The following is a 15762-nucleotide window of genomic DNA, read 5'->3' on the forward strand; positions in this document are numbered from 1 at the left end:
ACTGCATATTATGCTTTCCTATATTCGATGATAAAAAATTCATTTTCGGAATATAGTCAAATTTAATTGATCTTTTACTTGGCATTTTCTATACTTTTACAATGAGTTTCCTTCATCATCAAACTAAATACCAAAATACTCAAAGTAATTGCAAAAATTATTACAAAAGTTTTTTGATAAATCAATTGAGGTATGCCTATTACATTGTAACGATCTAACGCCTTTGCTGCTATTGAAGGTATTATTATTGAACCCAGAAACCCTCCTATATTTATAATGGATACTGACATTCCCACATACCTGCTGTCATTTACTTCCTTGCCAACAGACCAACTGAGGACAAAACCCTGGCTGAAAAATCCCATTGCAAAGAAGTATATCATCATAATATTTAATGGAAGTTTTCCATTGTTTATAAAAACCATGCCTGCCCAAAGGAATATGTATACTAAACTATACAAAATTGTGGGAAACTTTCTTTTTTGTATTCTGTCAGAAAGCAAACCAATGGCCACAGCACCAAAGGCACTGCCTAGAATAATCATAGAAACAAATTTCGAGCCTTCAATTGTTCCTATTCCATATATCTCACTCATATATGACACTCCCCACAAACCGGAAATTACAACAAAGGTTCCATAAAAACCTCCATATAGAAGAAATGGCGGCCAGGTTCTCTTGTTGTACAATATTTTCCTAACAGCTATCCAGATATTCACCTTCTCATTTACAGCTGCAGTTTCAATACTATCCTTCTTGTCCTTTACAAGAAGAAAACTCAGAATTGATATAATGACTGATATTGCAGCAACTAGCTTAAAGGCTCCCCGCCAACTAAGACTATTTATTAGCAGCGCTAGTGGCGTCTGCGCAAGCACACCACCCATTGTGCCAATAAAGCAGGTAATACCACTCATTGTGCTAAACTCATGAGGCTTGAACCAGATGGACTGAATCTTGATGATGGATATAAATATTACAGAAACTCCAAGTCCAACCATCAGCCTGCCTGTAACAAGACCAGCCATGCTTGTTGCAAATCCGAAAATCAGGCTGCCAGCAGCAGACAGCATCGTACCTGCAGCCACAGTAATCCTTGGTCCTATTGTGTCTGCAAGAATTCCACTTGGAATCTGCATCAGCAGATATATATAAAAATAGGATGTGCTTATCATAGAAAAATAGACCTCTGTCATCCCAAACTCTCTTATGAGACTTTCATGTATAACTCCCATTGAAAGGCTGTGAAAAAAACAGATGACATATGCCAAAACAGGCAGCCCCCATGATAACCATTTATTTATGAAACTTCTGCTTTTCATAAACCCATTCTCGATTCTTCTATTGCTTCTTTTACCGCTGCAGCAAGCTTTGATATTCCTGCTTCCCTAATTGCGGAAGACTGTATACCATTAATTCTTCTTGCAAAGTTCATTTTATCACTCCTCATTTGCTTTTGTTATTCAATACTTTTATATTCTCCTGTAAGGGAATTCATAAGGCAAGCTAATGCAATTCCATTTACCTTTACCTCGAAGGTATCTGAACGTGATCCCATTAATATTGGTTTTGTTCCTCCAAGGACCAACCCGGCCCATCTTGCATTATTAAAATGCAACCATGACTTTCCAAGTGCATTTCCCACTTCAATAGATGGACAAAGTAGAAGATCAACCTGACCAGATATTTCACATTTTATCCCCTTATGCTTTGCAGCTTCAGCAGAAAAGATCACATCAAATGCTAGAGGTCCTTCCATAATGCAATTTTCAAATACGCCATTTTGATAAATACCCATAATATCAGCTGCATCCCGGGTTGCAGCAACTTTTGGATCAACCATTTCATTGGCTGCAAGCAAAGCTACTTTGGGCTGCTGATACCCCATTTTAGATAAAGCTCCCAGTGCATTCTTTAAAATAGCTATTTTTCTTTCCAGATTTGGCGCTACGTTTATACCACTGTCAGTACAGAATAAAAGTTTTTCATAACCAGGTATCTCATAACATGCCATATGACTTATGATACGATCTGTACGCAATCCATTTTCTTTGTCCAATACTTTCTTCATGAATATACTGGAGTTGACAAGGCCTTTCATCAACACATCTGCCCTCTCACTTCTTGTCAATACAACTGCTTTTTCAACAGCTTTCTCATCAGAGACTGCATCAATAATTTCAAAGCTTTCTGAAAGCTGGTTTTCTTCGAGAAGCTCTTTGATTTTTTCTTTTCTGCCAACAAGAATTCCTTTTGTCAGCCCCATTTTCCCTGTCTCTTCAAGGGCCTTTAGAATTTCACCATCCTCAGCTGCTGCTACACAAATCCTTGTACACTTTCCTTCTTTTGCCCTTGCGATTATTTCATGAAATGTCTTATACATCCTTTCACCTTCCTTACAAATAAAACTTTGGCTTCTCTTCTCCTCTAAGAACTCTAAGAGCTCCAGCGGTTAAAGCCTCCATCTCCATTTCACCAGGTATGATATTCACTGGTGCAATGAAGTTTATTTTCTTTTTCAGCTCCTCCATGATGGTTTTTGAGTTTGCAATGCTACCTGTTATGACAATGCTGTCAACTTTTCCCTCAAGTACAGCGGCATAAGCTCCAATATCCTTAGCTGTCTGCTTTACAAAAGCTTCAAGCACAAGTTGTGACATCCTCTCTCCATTTGCAGCATTGCGTTCCACAACACGAATATCCTTAGTTCCAAGATAATCATACACACCACCAGTTTTGCTGACTTTGTTTACCATTTCTTCCTTAGTATATTTTCCTGAATAACACAAAAGTATCAAAGGGTATACAGGTAAAGCTCCACTTCTCTCTGGAGAGAATGGTCCATCCGTCCTGCCGCCGCCGCCATCAATCATCCTTCCCTTCTGATGAGCTGCAACAGAAATTCCTGATCCAAGATGGCAGGCAATGAAATTGCCCTCCTCATACTTTATACCAAGATTCTCTGCAGTTTTTCTGCAAACAGCCTTCTGATTCAGTGTGTGCAGCCAGCTAGCTTTGCTAATTTCCTTCATTCCAGTGATTCTTGAACTTTCATCAAACTCATCAACAGAGACAGGATCAACAACAAATGCAGGAATGCCAAAAGGCTCTGCCATAGTCTTTGCTAACACACAACCAAGATTGGATGGATGCTCTCCATTGATTGCATTTCTCACATCTTCCACCATTACATTATTGACCTCATAGGTTCCCCCCTGCACAGCTTTTAGAAGGCCCCCTCTTCCAACAATTGCATCAAGATTTTTAAGTTCTATTCCATTTTCATCCAATACATTTTTTATACTTTCCATTCGATATTCATATTCGTCAAAAACTGTTTTGAAGCTATTCAATATTTCATCTTCATGTTCCACCACAAGTCTTAAAAATAAATTTTCTTCCTCTGCTACAGAAATCTTTGTAGATGTTCCTCCTGGGTTAATTGCAAGTATTCTCATTGCATCCTCCATCAACATATCTAAATCCAAGCTTAAAAGCCTCCATATTCTTAGCTTCAAATTTAGATTTTCCTTTTTTTCTAAACATATCATTCATGCATTCCATAGACTCATCCTCAGTAAATTCTTTAAGCAACCTCGCAATGATTCCAGCCATTATAATATTGGCACCCTTTTCATTTCCAATTTCCTTTGCCATTGATGAACATGGAATCTTTATGATTCTCAAATCCTCTCTCACATGTACATCACAGGTTACTGTGTCGCTGTTTATTACAACTATTCCATTTAGCTTCACAGCGTCTATAAATTTCATAAAGGAAGGTATATTCATTGCCAGCAATATATCTGCCTCCTCCTGTGAAGGGTTATATATGAATTCCTTTCCATACTTCACCGTGCAATTTGCAGTACCTCCTCGCATTGCTGAACCATAGGATGGCATCCATGTGGCATTATTTCCTTTGCTGACTGCAATCTGTGATATTATGAGACCAACAGTCAATACGCCCTGACCACCAAAACCTGCAAATATGATTTCATTCATTACCTTTCCCTCCTCTTTTTCAGTTCTCCAATTGGATAATATGGTATAAGTTCCTTGTTAATTCTCTCCATTGCATCTAACGGTGACATTCCCCAATTTGTAGGACAAGGTGATAATATTTCTACAATAGAATATCCCTCTCCATTCATCTGTGCCTCCAGTGCATTTTTCACATAACTCTTTAATTTGTTAACATTTGCTGGTGTTGTCACAGTACCTCTTGCTACATATGCTGCGTTAAATTGATCTGCTACAATCTCAGGAAATTTTATTGGATTTCCAGTAGTAAGACAGTCCCTTCCAAGCGGTGATGTAGTTGTTTTCTGATTAGGCATAGTTGTCCAACTCATTTGTCCACCTGTCATTCCATAATTGGTGTTGTTTATGGTAAATACAGTTATGTTTTCATTTCTATAAGCGGCATTCAGAGATTCCGAAATTCCTATGCTGTAGGCATCACCATCGCCTTGGTAAGTAACAATCATTACCTCAGGCGAAACCCTTTTCATTCCCGTAGCCACAGCTGCTGCTCTTCCATGTAGGCAATGCAATCTGTCAATTTGAAGACCTCCTCCAAGGAGACTAGAACATCCAACTCCAATTCCTAGTATTATGTTGCTCTCTTGACCAAGCTCCTCCAGACATTCAGCTATAAGTCTTATAGCTATTCCATGTCCACAGCCAGGACAAAAGCTCATAGGTTTGTCAATCATCGCAGGAATTTTTCTTACTTTAGTCAATTAAAACACCTCCTTGATCTGTCCAAGTCTTATTTTTTCAAAATCTTCTCGAATAGTCTTCATAGCAGGAATTCCATATCCATACGTAAGACAATATATTGGAATATTCTGAACAATAACCTTCTTTGCAGTCAGTGCAACATCCTCAACAAGTTGCCCTGTTGCATTTGCTTCAACTGTGATAAGCCCCTTCAAATCAGGATTTAGTTGCTTGAACACATCTGTAGGAAATGGCCATGCAGTGATTGGTCTTATAAAGCCGGCCTTGTACCCATCCCTTCGAAGCTGTTCTACTGCTCCCTTTGTGGATCTTCCTGGTAGTCCATAGGCTACGAAAACATATTCCGCATCATCAAGGTATCCTGCTTCAACCCGCTGCTCTGCCCTTGCGATTTCCAGATGCCTCTCCTTGATGGCTGCCGCTTCCTCCATTGAATTCCTATCAAAAATTCCGATTTTCTTATTGGTATATTTGCCGTCAAGACCCCATGGCTGCCTTTTTACAGTCTGGAAATCCGGCATATTGCATGGCTCCATCATTTGTCCAAGGGCTCCCTCGGTCATCAATGTAACCACGCACCTATATTTTTCAGCTAATTCAAAGGCAAGAACTATTAAATCCACTGCCTCCTGTATGCTTTCGGGACAAAGCACAATGGTTCTATAATCTCCATTTCCTCCCCCCCTAGTTTCTCTCAAATAATCACATTGGGAAGAGTATAATGTGCCAAGTCCATCGCCATACCTTACAACATTGATAACAACGCAAGCTAGATTCTCATCAGACATTGCAGAGATTCCCTCCTGCTTTAGACTTATTCCTGGACCTGAGGATGCAGTAAAACTTCTTACACCACAGGCAGCACCACCCATGACGATATTAATTCCTGCCAGTTCACTTTCTGCTTGTATGAAGGTTCCTCCAACCTCTTTCATTCGTGTAGATAAGTACTCCATGATCTCTGTGGAAGGAGTGATTGGATAGCCTGCATAAAGCCTGGCACCTGCTCTAATAGCAGCTTCTGCTATGGCATTATTTCCTTTTATCATTTCTAACATAAAACTGTTACCTCCTATTCTTCTTTACCTAATATTTCAAAAACACCATCTGGGCACATTGTATAACATATTCCGCAAGCTATACATTTATTGTCATCTATTTGAGCCCATCTATATCCTAATGAGTTGAATTCCTCAGAGTAACTAATAGCTTCTTTGGGACAATTTGCAAAGCAAAGCATACACTGTTTGCATCTTTCTGATTTAACTGAAACCTTCATCTCTATACCTCCTCGCTTCTATTTTCTAAACCTCTTGCAGTGTTCTATTATTCGGAACGATTGTTCCATTTTTCTTACTTTTAATTTATCATCTTAAAAATCTTTTGTAAATACTTATTTTAAATACTTTTTGTATAGTCATTAGAGTAGCATCCCAAAATTTTATTTTTCATATAAATAAAGCTTCTACACAAACAATAAATTAGCTATTGTTTGTGTAGAAGCTTTATTAAGGCCTATATATAGTTTTAAATTAATGATTCTATTTTACTTCCAAACTCATGATTTATGCATTATTTGAAATGTTCAGAGATTTTTGCTGCAGTCTCAATTATTGTTTTTGCAACATTTTCCTTGTCAAACAAATCTATTCTCTTCACTGGTCCAGATACACTAATTGCTGCTATTACCTTGTTGCTGCTATCAAAAATCGGTGCAGCAATGCATTTTAGTCCAATTTCCTCCTCCTCGTTGTCAATGGCATACCCTCTGCTTCTGATAACTGCCAGCTCATGCTCCAACTGATCAATTGTTGTGATGGTGTTCTCAGTATTTTTTTCTAACTTGCTGTTTTTCAGCTTGTCAATAACTTCTTGAGATGAAAAAGCAAGTATTGCTTTTCCTACTGCTGTTGTGTGAACAGCATAGTTTTCACCAACTTCATGACTGGTTCTAAGCCTGTTTGACATGGCCTCCTCTTTGTATATGACAGTTGTATGTGGAATTTCTGTTTTATCATCCAGAATGGAGACAGATACTGTTTCACTGAATTTAGCCGACAGATCTCTTGCATATGGCTGCACAATCTTGTTTAGCTTATTATTTTCCCAAGTAGCCATGCCAATGCTATAAAGCTTCATCCCAAGCCAATATTTTCCACCTTCCTGAATTTGAAAAACAAAACCTTTTTGTTCTAAAGTCAATATGGTTCTGTGTACAGTACTCTTGGGCATGGAAAGCAACCTGCTAATTTCACTAATTCCAAGTTCTCTCTTTTCCTTGTAAAACAAAAGTAATATATCTAGTGCTTTGTCAATTGATGATATTGATTCTATTTTTTTATCCATAATATACCCCTTCACCAAATTATGTGCAAATATATAGAATTCCACTTTCTTTTTATTCATATAGATAACCACACCAGACACTTAACATATGCCGGAGTGTAAGTTAATTTTCGGCCGTGCAACCCTATATCAATACTTTAATACATCTGCTTCACTCTCTGGTAATATTTTAAATAATTTTCTATCCTTCTTAATTTATAACAATATTTTATCAAAAATCTTCCCTAAAAGTCATGTATTTTTTTACAGTAAATATTTTACTAAAACTCTGAACCATTGCTTAGCGTACGTTGAGCTTGCTAATGGTCACTTAACCTAAACTTATTTACGCAAGATATCATTCCTTCTATAGTACTGCTTAGGACAGAAGCCGATTTTGCTACTTCACTTGTAGAATTAGATAATTCTTCTGATATGGCTGCCATCTCTTCTGATGCAGCGCTTATTTCCTCTGCTAGTGAAGATGTATTACTAACTTTTTCTGCTATAGTATTCTTTTCCTCATCTAAATCTGAAACTGATGTAGTTACTTCATTAATTTCTGGAATTATAATTTCCACTGCTGAAATGATTTGTTTAAATGAATCTAATGATGTTTCAACCACCTTTGATTGTTCAATTAACTTATTATTCATCAAATTAGTCATAGCTATTATTTCTGAGGTATCATTTTCTATATCTACAGTTAGCTTACTTATATTTTGTGTTGATCCTTTGCTTTCCTCTGCTAACTTTCTTATTTCCTCTGCAACAACAGAAAAACCTCTACCTTGCTCACCAGCTCTTGCTGCCTCAATTGCAGCATTTAAAGCTAAAAGATTAGTTTGCTCTGAAATGTTATTAATATAGTTTGTAATATCATTTATCTTACCAATTTTAACACCTAATGTATTCATTTTTCCAGTAAAGTCCCTAAATGAAGTACTTAAGTCATTTACGGATTCAATTAGAAACTCTAACTTTTCGTCACTCTCATTAGCCATAGTATTTATATTTCTTGAATTTCCATCAATAGCTTTCATAGAATTTACTATACTTTGAATTTGGTTAGAAAACTCTTTAAGTTTAGAATTTATATCAAGCAGCTCTCCGGACTGAAATTCATTTGATTTTGAAACTTCCTGAACAGATAATGTAACATTTTCTGATGATGATGCCATTTCTTCTGACACAGATGACAGTGTTTCAGCTTGTACATTTATATTAGTGGCATTATCTTTTACGCTTTTAATCATATCAGATACATTTAGTATGGTCTTTTCCAGTGCAGAATTCATTAGTCCAAACTCATTTTTTTCATTACTATTTAGCCTTACAGTAAAATCTCCTTCTGCAACTTGCTGCAGGGTTGTTACCATTTCTTCTGATGACTTATTGATAACTAAAATTATTATATATGCAATAATAGTGACTAATGCTAATGACAATGCAAATATAATTATCATTAGTCTTTCACTAGCTTTATCTGCAACAGCACATAGCTCCTTATTTTTTAACGCAAGTTCTTCCTCATAACTTTGTAAACCCTTTAAGCTTGCATCTATTTTACTTTCTTCATCTTGAATTTTTTTCAAATCTTCTGTAGTAAGATTAGTTGCTTGGCCATCCCATATTTTTTCAAAAAAACTATAGCTAGATTTAATATCATTTATATACTTAATTTCCTGATCATCCATCTTAGTTTTTTCTAAATCACTTAAATACTTATCAATATTATTTCTATAAGATTTAATTTGAGCTGACGATTTCTTAGAATCCTCTGTAGCTTTAATCTGATAAAAGTTACTTCTTATATTTCCAATGTCAGCCACAGGTATTAGATATTGCGAATACATATCACTTACCTGCTTATTTAAAACCTTCATATTAAAATATCCAAAGGTTCCTACAATTAATGTAGATATAATGGCTGATATTGTTAGAGAAGTAACCAAATTTTTAAGCTTGAAACTTTTTAATTTACCTAACATACTAAAACCCCCTATTTTTCTATTTTTATTTTTTGTAATAAGTATAGTATGAAAATATACAGTTAAGTGACAAAATAAGAATACTCCTCATTTTTATTTATATATTAAATTTTTCCAATAATTCTAAGGCTTTTTTAAAGTCATAATTGTTCATTTACCTGTACATCCTTTGCAGCAATATTGGCAGCAGATCCTTTTAATCTATGTACATATATAGCTGCAGACTTTTTATCTGACGACTTAAATTCTTTTATGAATTCACTAAAAAATTCTTTATAGTTATCTCTAAATTTATTTAGGAGCTTAATATAAATTTTTAAATTTCCCTGAGCGATATTTATTCCTGCGTCAACATCTATATATTATTCATATTATTTTTCCTCCGTTTCAATTATTAGTATATATGGCAGTAGCTTTAAAATCTATATTATTTAAAGGACTTAAGAATTCTTAAGATTTGTTATATCTCAATCTTAAGATATTCCTAATAAAATGTTAAATAATACAACATGCAAGAAAGGAAAAATACTATGGATAAAATATATTATGGATAAAAAAAAGCATGTAGTTTTTGTTCCACTTTAAACTACATGCTTTTATTTAACCTTATTTACTTATATGAATATCCCTTTGGCACTTCTTATGAGGTATCCACTACCATTTAATATTTCACTACTTAGTTTTTTCTTCATTGACTAATTAAAATTACGCCAGTAAAATTCTGGTGTACTATTTGTAATCGTCCTAAACTCATACCCCTCGTTTTTATAATGTTGAATAATTTGAGGAAGTGCCTTATAAGTATTTATATTGGTATTATTACAATGCATAAGAAAAACTACATATGGTATTCCATTACTTGTAGCAATCGCCTCTTTAGTAAATGATTCTGGTGAAGAATAAGGCTTTATTCCATCGGAGATCGAGGCGTTCCAATCATAAATTTTAAAATTATAGTCATGCAATTTTTTTAAAAGATTATTATTCAAATGTGAATTGCTTCCATATGGAAACCTTATTATATTAGGTTTAACTCCAACTACCCTTTTTACCTCTTCCGAAGTTTTTATCATTTCCCTAATGAATGCATCTTCATTTTCATAAATTTTCTTATACTCATGGCTAAAAGTATGTAAACCTATACTGTGTCCTTCGTTATACATTCTTTTTAGTACTGTTTCCCTTCCTTTAATTTTACTACCTATTACAAAAAAGGTTGCTTTCACCTGATGCTGTTTTAGAGTATTTAAGATATCATTGGTGACAATAGAACTGGGGCCATCGTCAAAGGTTAGGTAGATTATCTTCTTGTTATCGTTTAAAAAAGCCAGTTTAGACTTCGATTCCTCAAAATCTAAAACAATAGTTACTGTAAAGATAATTAGTAAAAATATTAACATCAAAAACTGCTTTTTTCTTTTGTTTATCAAAATACACATCTCCAATACTTAAGAATTAGACTCTTTACCAGCTAACCTACTCAATTTTTCACAATATAAAAATTAATATTAAGTTGATATTATTATTACTAATTTACAAATATTTTATAAACAAAAATAAACAGCTATAAAAGTGAATTCTGCCATAATTCTATAAATTGCAAATATACCAAATCCCTTATCTTTTAGATAGAGATAAAGCAATAGCCTTTTTTTCAATCAGAGATAAGCTATCTATAAACTCTTAATCACCAAATAAATTTACAATCCATATATTAAAAATGTATCTAAATAAAAGGAGGGGAATGCATGGCATTGATTTTATCTGCATTATTGTTCAGTTTATCTTCTAACTTAGATAACATAGTTGTCGGCATTGCTTACGGAATTAAGAAAATAAAGATAGGAATAATTGCAAACCTTATGGTAGCCTTTATAACATCCTTAGGAACATTCTTATCTATGTCAGTTGGATCATATATATCAAAATTTTTATCTCATTCAATAGCTAATGTCCTAGGTTCCTTAGTTATTATTGTTTTAGGAATATATTTTCTAATCTTGAGTATAACAAAACTTTTAAATAATACTAAATCGAAAGAACTTGCGCTAAAAAATATTGATGATATGATTGAATATGCTGAGAAATCTGATTTAGATAACTCTGGTGATATAAGTATAAAAGAAGCCCTTCTTGTTGCATTCGGATTAACCTTTAACAATTTAGGGACTGGAGTTGCTGCGAGTATAACAGGAGTTAGTATCCAGTTTACAGTCATATTTACATTTATATTGAGTATTCTTTTAATTATGTTTGGAGAAATTTTAGGCAATCATATATTGGGTAAAGTTTTTGGAAAATACGCACCATTATTTTCAGGTATATTATTGGTAATACTTGGTATTATCGAATTCTTTAATTAATATAAAGATTAAACAATATCATAAATAAAGGAAATATTTTAAGCACTCCAATGGAAGCAAGTGTTCTTGTTGCAAACAAAATAGAATTCCCTGGTAAAATAAGAAATATTCTATGTCTTTAAATTTGACTATGTTTTAATCTAGCTTCAGAACATTTCCACATTTTTGTAGATATGTTATAATCAATTCATACATGCAGATTTGAAGGTTGTATTATTAGAATTAAGAACACTAAACTATATCTTAAATGTATATAATATAACTGGCTATACCTAATATTTTAATTGAAGATGATTGTAGGAGATATAAAGATGATTTTTTTTGGACACTTAGGAATAACTACAGCAGCAATAAAAACATATGAGGAAGTGTTTCATAAGGACAAAAAGTTAAATAATAAATTTCTAATTGATTATAGAGTCGTTTGGCTTGGCTCAATATTACCTGATATTATAGATAAACCTATTGGTGCTGGTTTGTTTCGCAGCACATTTCATAACAGCCGTATTTTCGGGCATACCTTATTGTTTTCTGTTTTACTGATATTAATAGGTTTATACAAGTTATATAAATGTGGTAGAAATAATATTTTGCTGCTTGGAATTTGTACTTCTATACATTTAGTGCTAGATAGCATGTGGCTTTATCCTGCTATATTATGTTGGCCATACTTCGGATGGAAATTTCCAACAAGACCAGAAGGCAATTGGGTAAAAAGTGATATTCTTAGACTTATTGTAGATCCAAGTTATTATTTACCCGAATTAATTGGATTTGTAATTATTGCTTACTATTTTATTAGGATTTTTAGAGATAAACAAATAAAAGCTTTTATAAGACAAGGAAGATTGTAGTTTTAATTATTTAATCATTAGTAAATATGAGGAAAAAATTTAAAATATATTGGACTCAAAGAGACGAATTTAAAATTTTATGAGGATAGGAGTTATTTTATATGGACAATTTATGTTTAGTATTTGCTACACTATCTGCTGTATTTGCCTCACTAGTTGCAATACTTGGCAAAATTGGACTTAAATCAGTCGATGCCAATACTGCAACTGCAATAAGATCCATTATCATGGCAATTTTTCTTTTCTTAGTGGTTATTTTTCAAGGAAGCCTAAGTAAAATACCTGAAATAATTTCAAATAGAAAATCAATTTCCTTCATAGTATTAAGTGGAATTGCTGGAGCACTTTCATGGCTATTCTATTTTTTAGCATTAAAATTTGGTCCAGTTTCTAAAGTAGCTCCAATAGATAAATTTAGCGTAGTAATTGCAACAGTGTTATCAGTTATTTTCTTAGGAGAAAAAATAAGCAAGTTAAATGGATTTGGTGTTGGATTAATCGCAATAGGGGCCATTATAGTTGCATTAAGTTAAATTATAATTTAACTTAATGCAACTTAAAAATCTTTGTTTACTTAATAGAATTATAAATATAATTTTTTCATGAAAGTCAAGTATTATATTCAAAACTATATGATTTTACTTTATTATTCCAAAGTGAAATTCTACATTGGATAGTAAATAACCATATTTAGTGTGCAAATCTCATCACAAGTATTTTTATAAGCATGAATACAGTCTGCCTTAAACCGTATAGAATTACCTGTTTTTATAACAAACTCTTCACCGTTTACAGTAATACTAAGCTTGCCAGAAAATACAGTAATAAATTCCTGTGTACCTTGCTGATGAGCTTCTGTAGATAAATAACCTGCCGAATCAATCTCAAGAGAATATATTTCAAACCGTCTTGTACTGTCAAATGAGAATGCTGGAAATATCCTTACCCTTCCATTATCCTCAACAAGTGGCTGTACTTGACTCTTATCTACAATTTCAAAATCAGCTTCTGGCATGCTCATAAGCTCGGTACATGATATTTTAAGCCCGTTTGCAATCTTCCATATAGTCGATACAGTAGGATTCACCTCACCTCGTTCAATCTGTCCAAGCATACTTTTACTTACGCAAGTCAATTTTGCCACATTATCAAGACTAAGCTTCTTCTCCCCACGGAATCTTTTTAAGTTTTCAGCAATAATAAAATTAAGTTTATCCATAAATTTCCCTCCAAACCATTGACCAATATACTGCACAAATGATATGATTATATTGCACAAAACAATATATCGTCTTTTTTGTGTATTATATCATACAATAGTTAGGAGGTAAATATAATTGGAAAACTTTACATCATTCTTGTTTTATGTACTTATTTCAAATTTATCGCCCGGACCAAATACTATTATATCAATGTCAAATGCTAGTTACTATGGATTTAAAAAGAGTATAAGGTTTAATATAGGCATATTTTTTGGTGTCTATATTATAATGGCTCTTTCCAGTATTTTCAGCGTGACGCTTTACAGTCTTATACCATCTATCAAACCAATTATATCCTGTATTGGCGCCAGTTATATACTATGGCTTGCATGGAAAACCTATAAGAGCAAACCTCATAGCGATGACAAAGTACAAAATCATACAAACACATTTCTATACGGATTACTTTTACAGTTTGTTAATCCAAATACTATTATTTACAGTCTTATGACTGTTTCAACATTTATCGTACCATACTATAAGTCTGTATTCATACTTGCTGCTTTTTCTGGAATTCTTGCCTTCATTGGGTTTATAGCAACTTGCTGCTGGTCTTTATTTGGTTCTGTATTTCAAAAATTTCTTGTAAAAAATGATAAAGTGATTAATACTATTATGTCTTTATTGCTTGTCTATTGTGCAGTTTCATTGTTTTTTTAGTCAATTTTAGCGAAACATTTTAGAAAATCTTAGAAACATTTATAGGGTTAAAATCCTAAATGACTTTTAACGGGGCTGTCGCACTTAGGTAAGTATGGCAGAAAGTAGACTTATTCTGCTTTGATTATCTAAGTGCGACAGCCCCCATCTTGAAGTACGAGTTTACAAATGCTTCTTAGATTTTTTAAATATTAAGCTGTAAATTTTTCTTTAGTTTATTATTAAAAATAATATATAGTGTTACTCCAGTTAAAAAGGTAATTATTTCTGTAATGGTCATAGACCATATAACACCATGCAATCCAAAGAAATTATTTAATACTATTATTACAGGAATAAAAAGAATTCCTTGTGTAATTGACATAATTGTTGATGGTGTCCCTTGACCTGATGCTTGAAAAATGCCTATAAATAATGTTGTAAATCCATTGAAAAATGCGGAGATAAGCATGGCAGCCATGATATAAACTCCAACACTTAATACTGCTGCATCATTAGAAAACAGATGAATAATTACATTTCTAAAAATATAAACTAAAGCAACAACCCCACCTGATAATCCCAAAATCCATAAAGCTGATTGTTTTATACTGTCTTTTAATCTCTTAAAGTTTTCATTAGAAAAATTATATGCAATTAAAGGTATAATTCCTAGTGCTAGCCCCATTGCAAGAAATTCAGGCACTTGTACAATTCTCAAAGCAATCCCAAAACTAGCTACTACACTTTCTCCATATCTAATTGAATAATTATTCAAAAGAAGAGTTGTAATAATTAAAAATCCAGCTAAGAACAATTCAGAAACCCCAATTTTATATATCTCTATTTTATCTTTAAGAGAAATATTAAAATTCTTAATAAATCCTTTTAAATTCTCACTTTTTGTTTCCAAGTAGTAAACATAGTAAATAGATGAAGCTATATTAGCTAAAATCATTGATAATGCTACCCCTACAACATTAAATTTAAATACTAGTATAAATAATGGGTCAAAGATAAGACTAAAAATTGTACTTACAACCATTCCGAACATTGATTCTTTTGATGCTCCTTCAGCTCTCACAACTTGCTCCAATGCAAAGTTCATTACAATTGCAAAACCACCAATAAACATAGTTAAAGAATAGCTTTTTGTATAATTAATAATAGCAGAAGTATCTGCTCCCATAATTTTAACAATAGGAGTAAGTGCTATTGTTAAGATTATTCCAAGCAAAATTCCTATGATAATACTACTATAAAAAGTATATCCTGCTATCTTCTTAGCTTTCTCTATATTTTGCTTTGCAACAAGACGAGTTATAAATGTTCCGCCTCCAGCTCCTAGCATATTTCCAAAAGCCATCAATATAGTGAAGATTGGTAGTCCTAAAGTAATAGCAGTTAACATATCTGTATTGTTTAATAGTCCAATAAAAAAAGCATTAATAACGTTATATATTGTACCTACTGACATACCAATCATCATAGGAATAGATAAATGTGCAATTGCCTTAGTAATTGGTGCATTTTCTAAATAATATTCGTTTGTTAATTTTTGTTTCATAATTATATCCATTCC

The 15762-nt window shown here is 33.2% G+C and carries 16 protein-coding genes; 4 read left to right on the forward strand and 12 right to left on the reverse strand.

What is annotated here, in order from left to right:
• Positions 1–74 precede the first annotated feature (74 nt).
• The 10 genes from I6U48_RS15655 to I6U48_RS15700 all read right to left on the reverse strand — a co-directional run bounded on the left by I6U48_RS15655 (position 75) and on the right by I6U48_RS15700 (position 10462).
• On the reverse strand, positions 75–1322 hold the full coding sequence (locus I6U48_RS15655; protein WP_218321410.1) for an MFS transporter: 1248 nt from the start codon (positions 1320–1322) through the stop codon (positions 75–77).
• Positions 1323–1459: 137 nt separating this feature from the next.
• Positions 1460–2383, reverse strand: a complete 924-nt coding sequence (locus tag I6U48_RS15660) for a phosphate acyltransferase (protein WP_218321411.1) — start codon at positions 2381–2383, stop codon at positions 1460–1462.
• Between the two features lie 13 nt (positions 2384–2396).
• On the reverse strand, positions 2397–3488 hold the full coding sequence (buk, locus tag I6U48_RS15665) for a butyrate kinase (protein WP_376774568.1): 1092 nt from the start codon (positions 3486–3488) through the stop codon (positions 2397–2399).
• Positions 3439–4005, reverse strand: a complete 567-nt coding sequence (locus tag I6U48_RS15670) for a 2-oxoacid:ferredoxin oxidoreductase subunit gamma family protein (RefSeq protein WP_218321412.1) — start codon at positions 4003–4005, stop codon at positions 3439–3441. The genes buk and I6U48_RS15670 overlap by 50 nt, the downstream gene beginning before the upstream one ends.
• A complete protein-coding gene (locus tag I6U48_RS15675) occupies positions 4005–4745 on the reverse strand; it encodes a thiamine pyrophosphate-dependent enzyme (protein WP_376774569.1) in 741 nt (246 codons plus the stop codon). Before I6U48_RS15675 ends, I6U48_RS15670 begins: the two co-directional genes overlap by 1 nt.
• Entirely contained in the window at positions 4746–5804 is a 1059-nt protein-coding gene (locus I6U48_RS15680; protein ID WP_218321413.1) for a 3-methyl-2-oxobutanoate dehydrogenase subunit beta, read from the reverse strand.
• A 14-nt stretch (positions 5805–5818) separates the two neighbouring features.
• Positions 5819–6025 carry a DUF362 domain-containing protein gene (locus tag I6U48_RS15685; protein WP_218321414.1) on the reverse strand — a complete coding sequence of 69 codons (207 nt, stop codon included), beginning with the start codon at positions 6023–6025 and terminating at the stop codon, positions 5819–5821.
• Positions 6026–6318: 293 nt separating this feature from the next.
• Positions 6319–7092: an IclR family transcriptional regulator gene (locus tag I6U48_RS15690; RefSeq protein WP_218321415.1), complete on the reverse strand. Its 774-nt coding sequence runs from the start codon at positions 7090–7092 to the stop codon at positions 6319–6321.
• Positions 7093–7391: 299 nt separating this feature from the next.
• Positions 7392–9062: a methyl-accepting chemotaxis protein gene (locus I6U48_RS15695; RefSeq protein WP_218321416.1), complete on the reverse strand. Its 1671-nt coding sequence runs from the start codon at positions 9060–9062 to the stop codon at positions 7392–7394.
• Between the two features lie 695 nt (positions 9063–9757).
• Positions 9758–10462: a polysaccharide deacetylase family protein gene (locus tag I6U48_RS15700; RefSeq protein WP_376774570.1), complete on the reverse strand. Its 705-nt coding sequence runs from the start codon at positions 10460–10462 to the stop codon at positions 9758–9760.
• A gap of 348 nt (positions 10463–10810) precedes the next feature.
• Between I6U48_RS15700 and I6U48_RS15705 the strand changes: the two genes are divergently transcribed.
• The 3 genes from I6U48_RS15705 to I6U48_RS15715 all read left to right on the forward strand — a co-directional run bounded on the left by I6U48_RS15705 (position 10811) and on the right by I6U48_RS15715 (position 12812).
• Positions 10811–11425, forward strand: coding sequence for a manganese efflux pump (locus I6U48_RS15705; protein ID WP_218321418.1), 615 nt, complete (start codon positions 10811–10813; stop codon positions 11423–11425).
• Positions 11426–11736: 311 nt separating this feature from the next.
• Entirely contained in the window at positions 11737–12279 is a 543-nt protein-coding gene (locus tag I6U48_RS15710) for a metal-dependent hydrolase (protein ID WP_218321419.1), read from the forward strand.
• 101 nt (positions 12280–12380) lie between these two features.
• A complete protein-coding gene (locus I6U48_RS15715) occupies positions 12381–12812 on the forward strand; it encodes an EamA family transporter (protein WP_218321420.1) in 432 nt (143 codons plus the stop codon).
• A 131-nt stretch (positions 12813–12943) separates the two neighbouring features.
• Here I6U48_RS15715 and I6U48_RS15720 read toward each other — a convergent pair whose 3' ends face one another.
• Positions 12944–13498, reverse strand: a complete 555-nt coding sequence (locus I6U48_RS15720) for a helix-turn-helix domain-containing protein (protein WP_218321421.1) — start codon at positions 13496–13498, stop codon at positions 12944–12946.
• A gap of 118 nt (positions 13499–13616) precedes the next feature.
• On the opposite strand from I6U48_RS15720, the gene I6U48_RS15725 reads away from it, so the two are divergent.
• Positions 13617–14201 carry a LysE family transporter gene (locus tag I6U48_RS15725; protein ID WP_218321422.1) on the forward strand — a complete coding sequence of 195 codons (585 nt, stop codon included), beginning with the start codon at positions 13617–13619 and terminating at the stop codon, positions 14199–14201.
• 184 nt (positions 14202–14385) lie between these two features.
• Here the strand turns inward: I6U48_RS15725 and I6U48_RS15730 are convergent, their stop codons facing one another.
• Positions 14386–15747, reverse strand: a complete 1362-nt coding sequence (locus tag I6U48_RS15730) for an MATE family efflux transporter (protein ID WP_218321425.1) — start codon at positions 15745–15747, stop codon at positions 14386–14388.
• Between the last annotated feature and the right edge of the window lie 15 nt (positions 15748–15762).

The organism is Clostridium thailandense (genome assembly GCF_019207025.1).
Classification (GTDB): domain Bacteria; phylum Bacillota; class Clostridia; order Clostridiales; family Clostridiaceae; genus Clostridium_AM; species Clostridium_AM thailandense.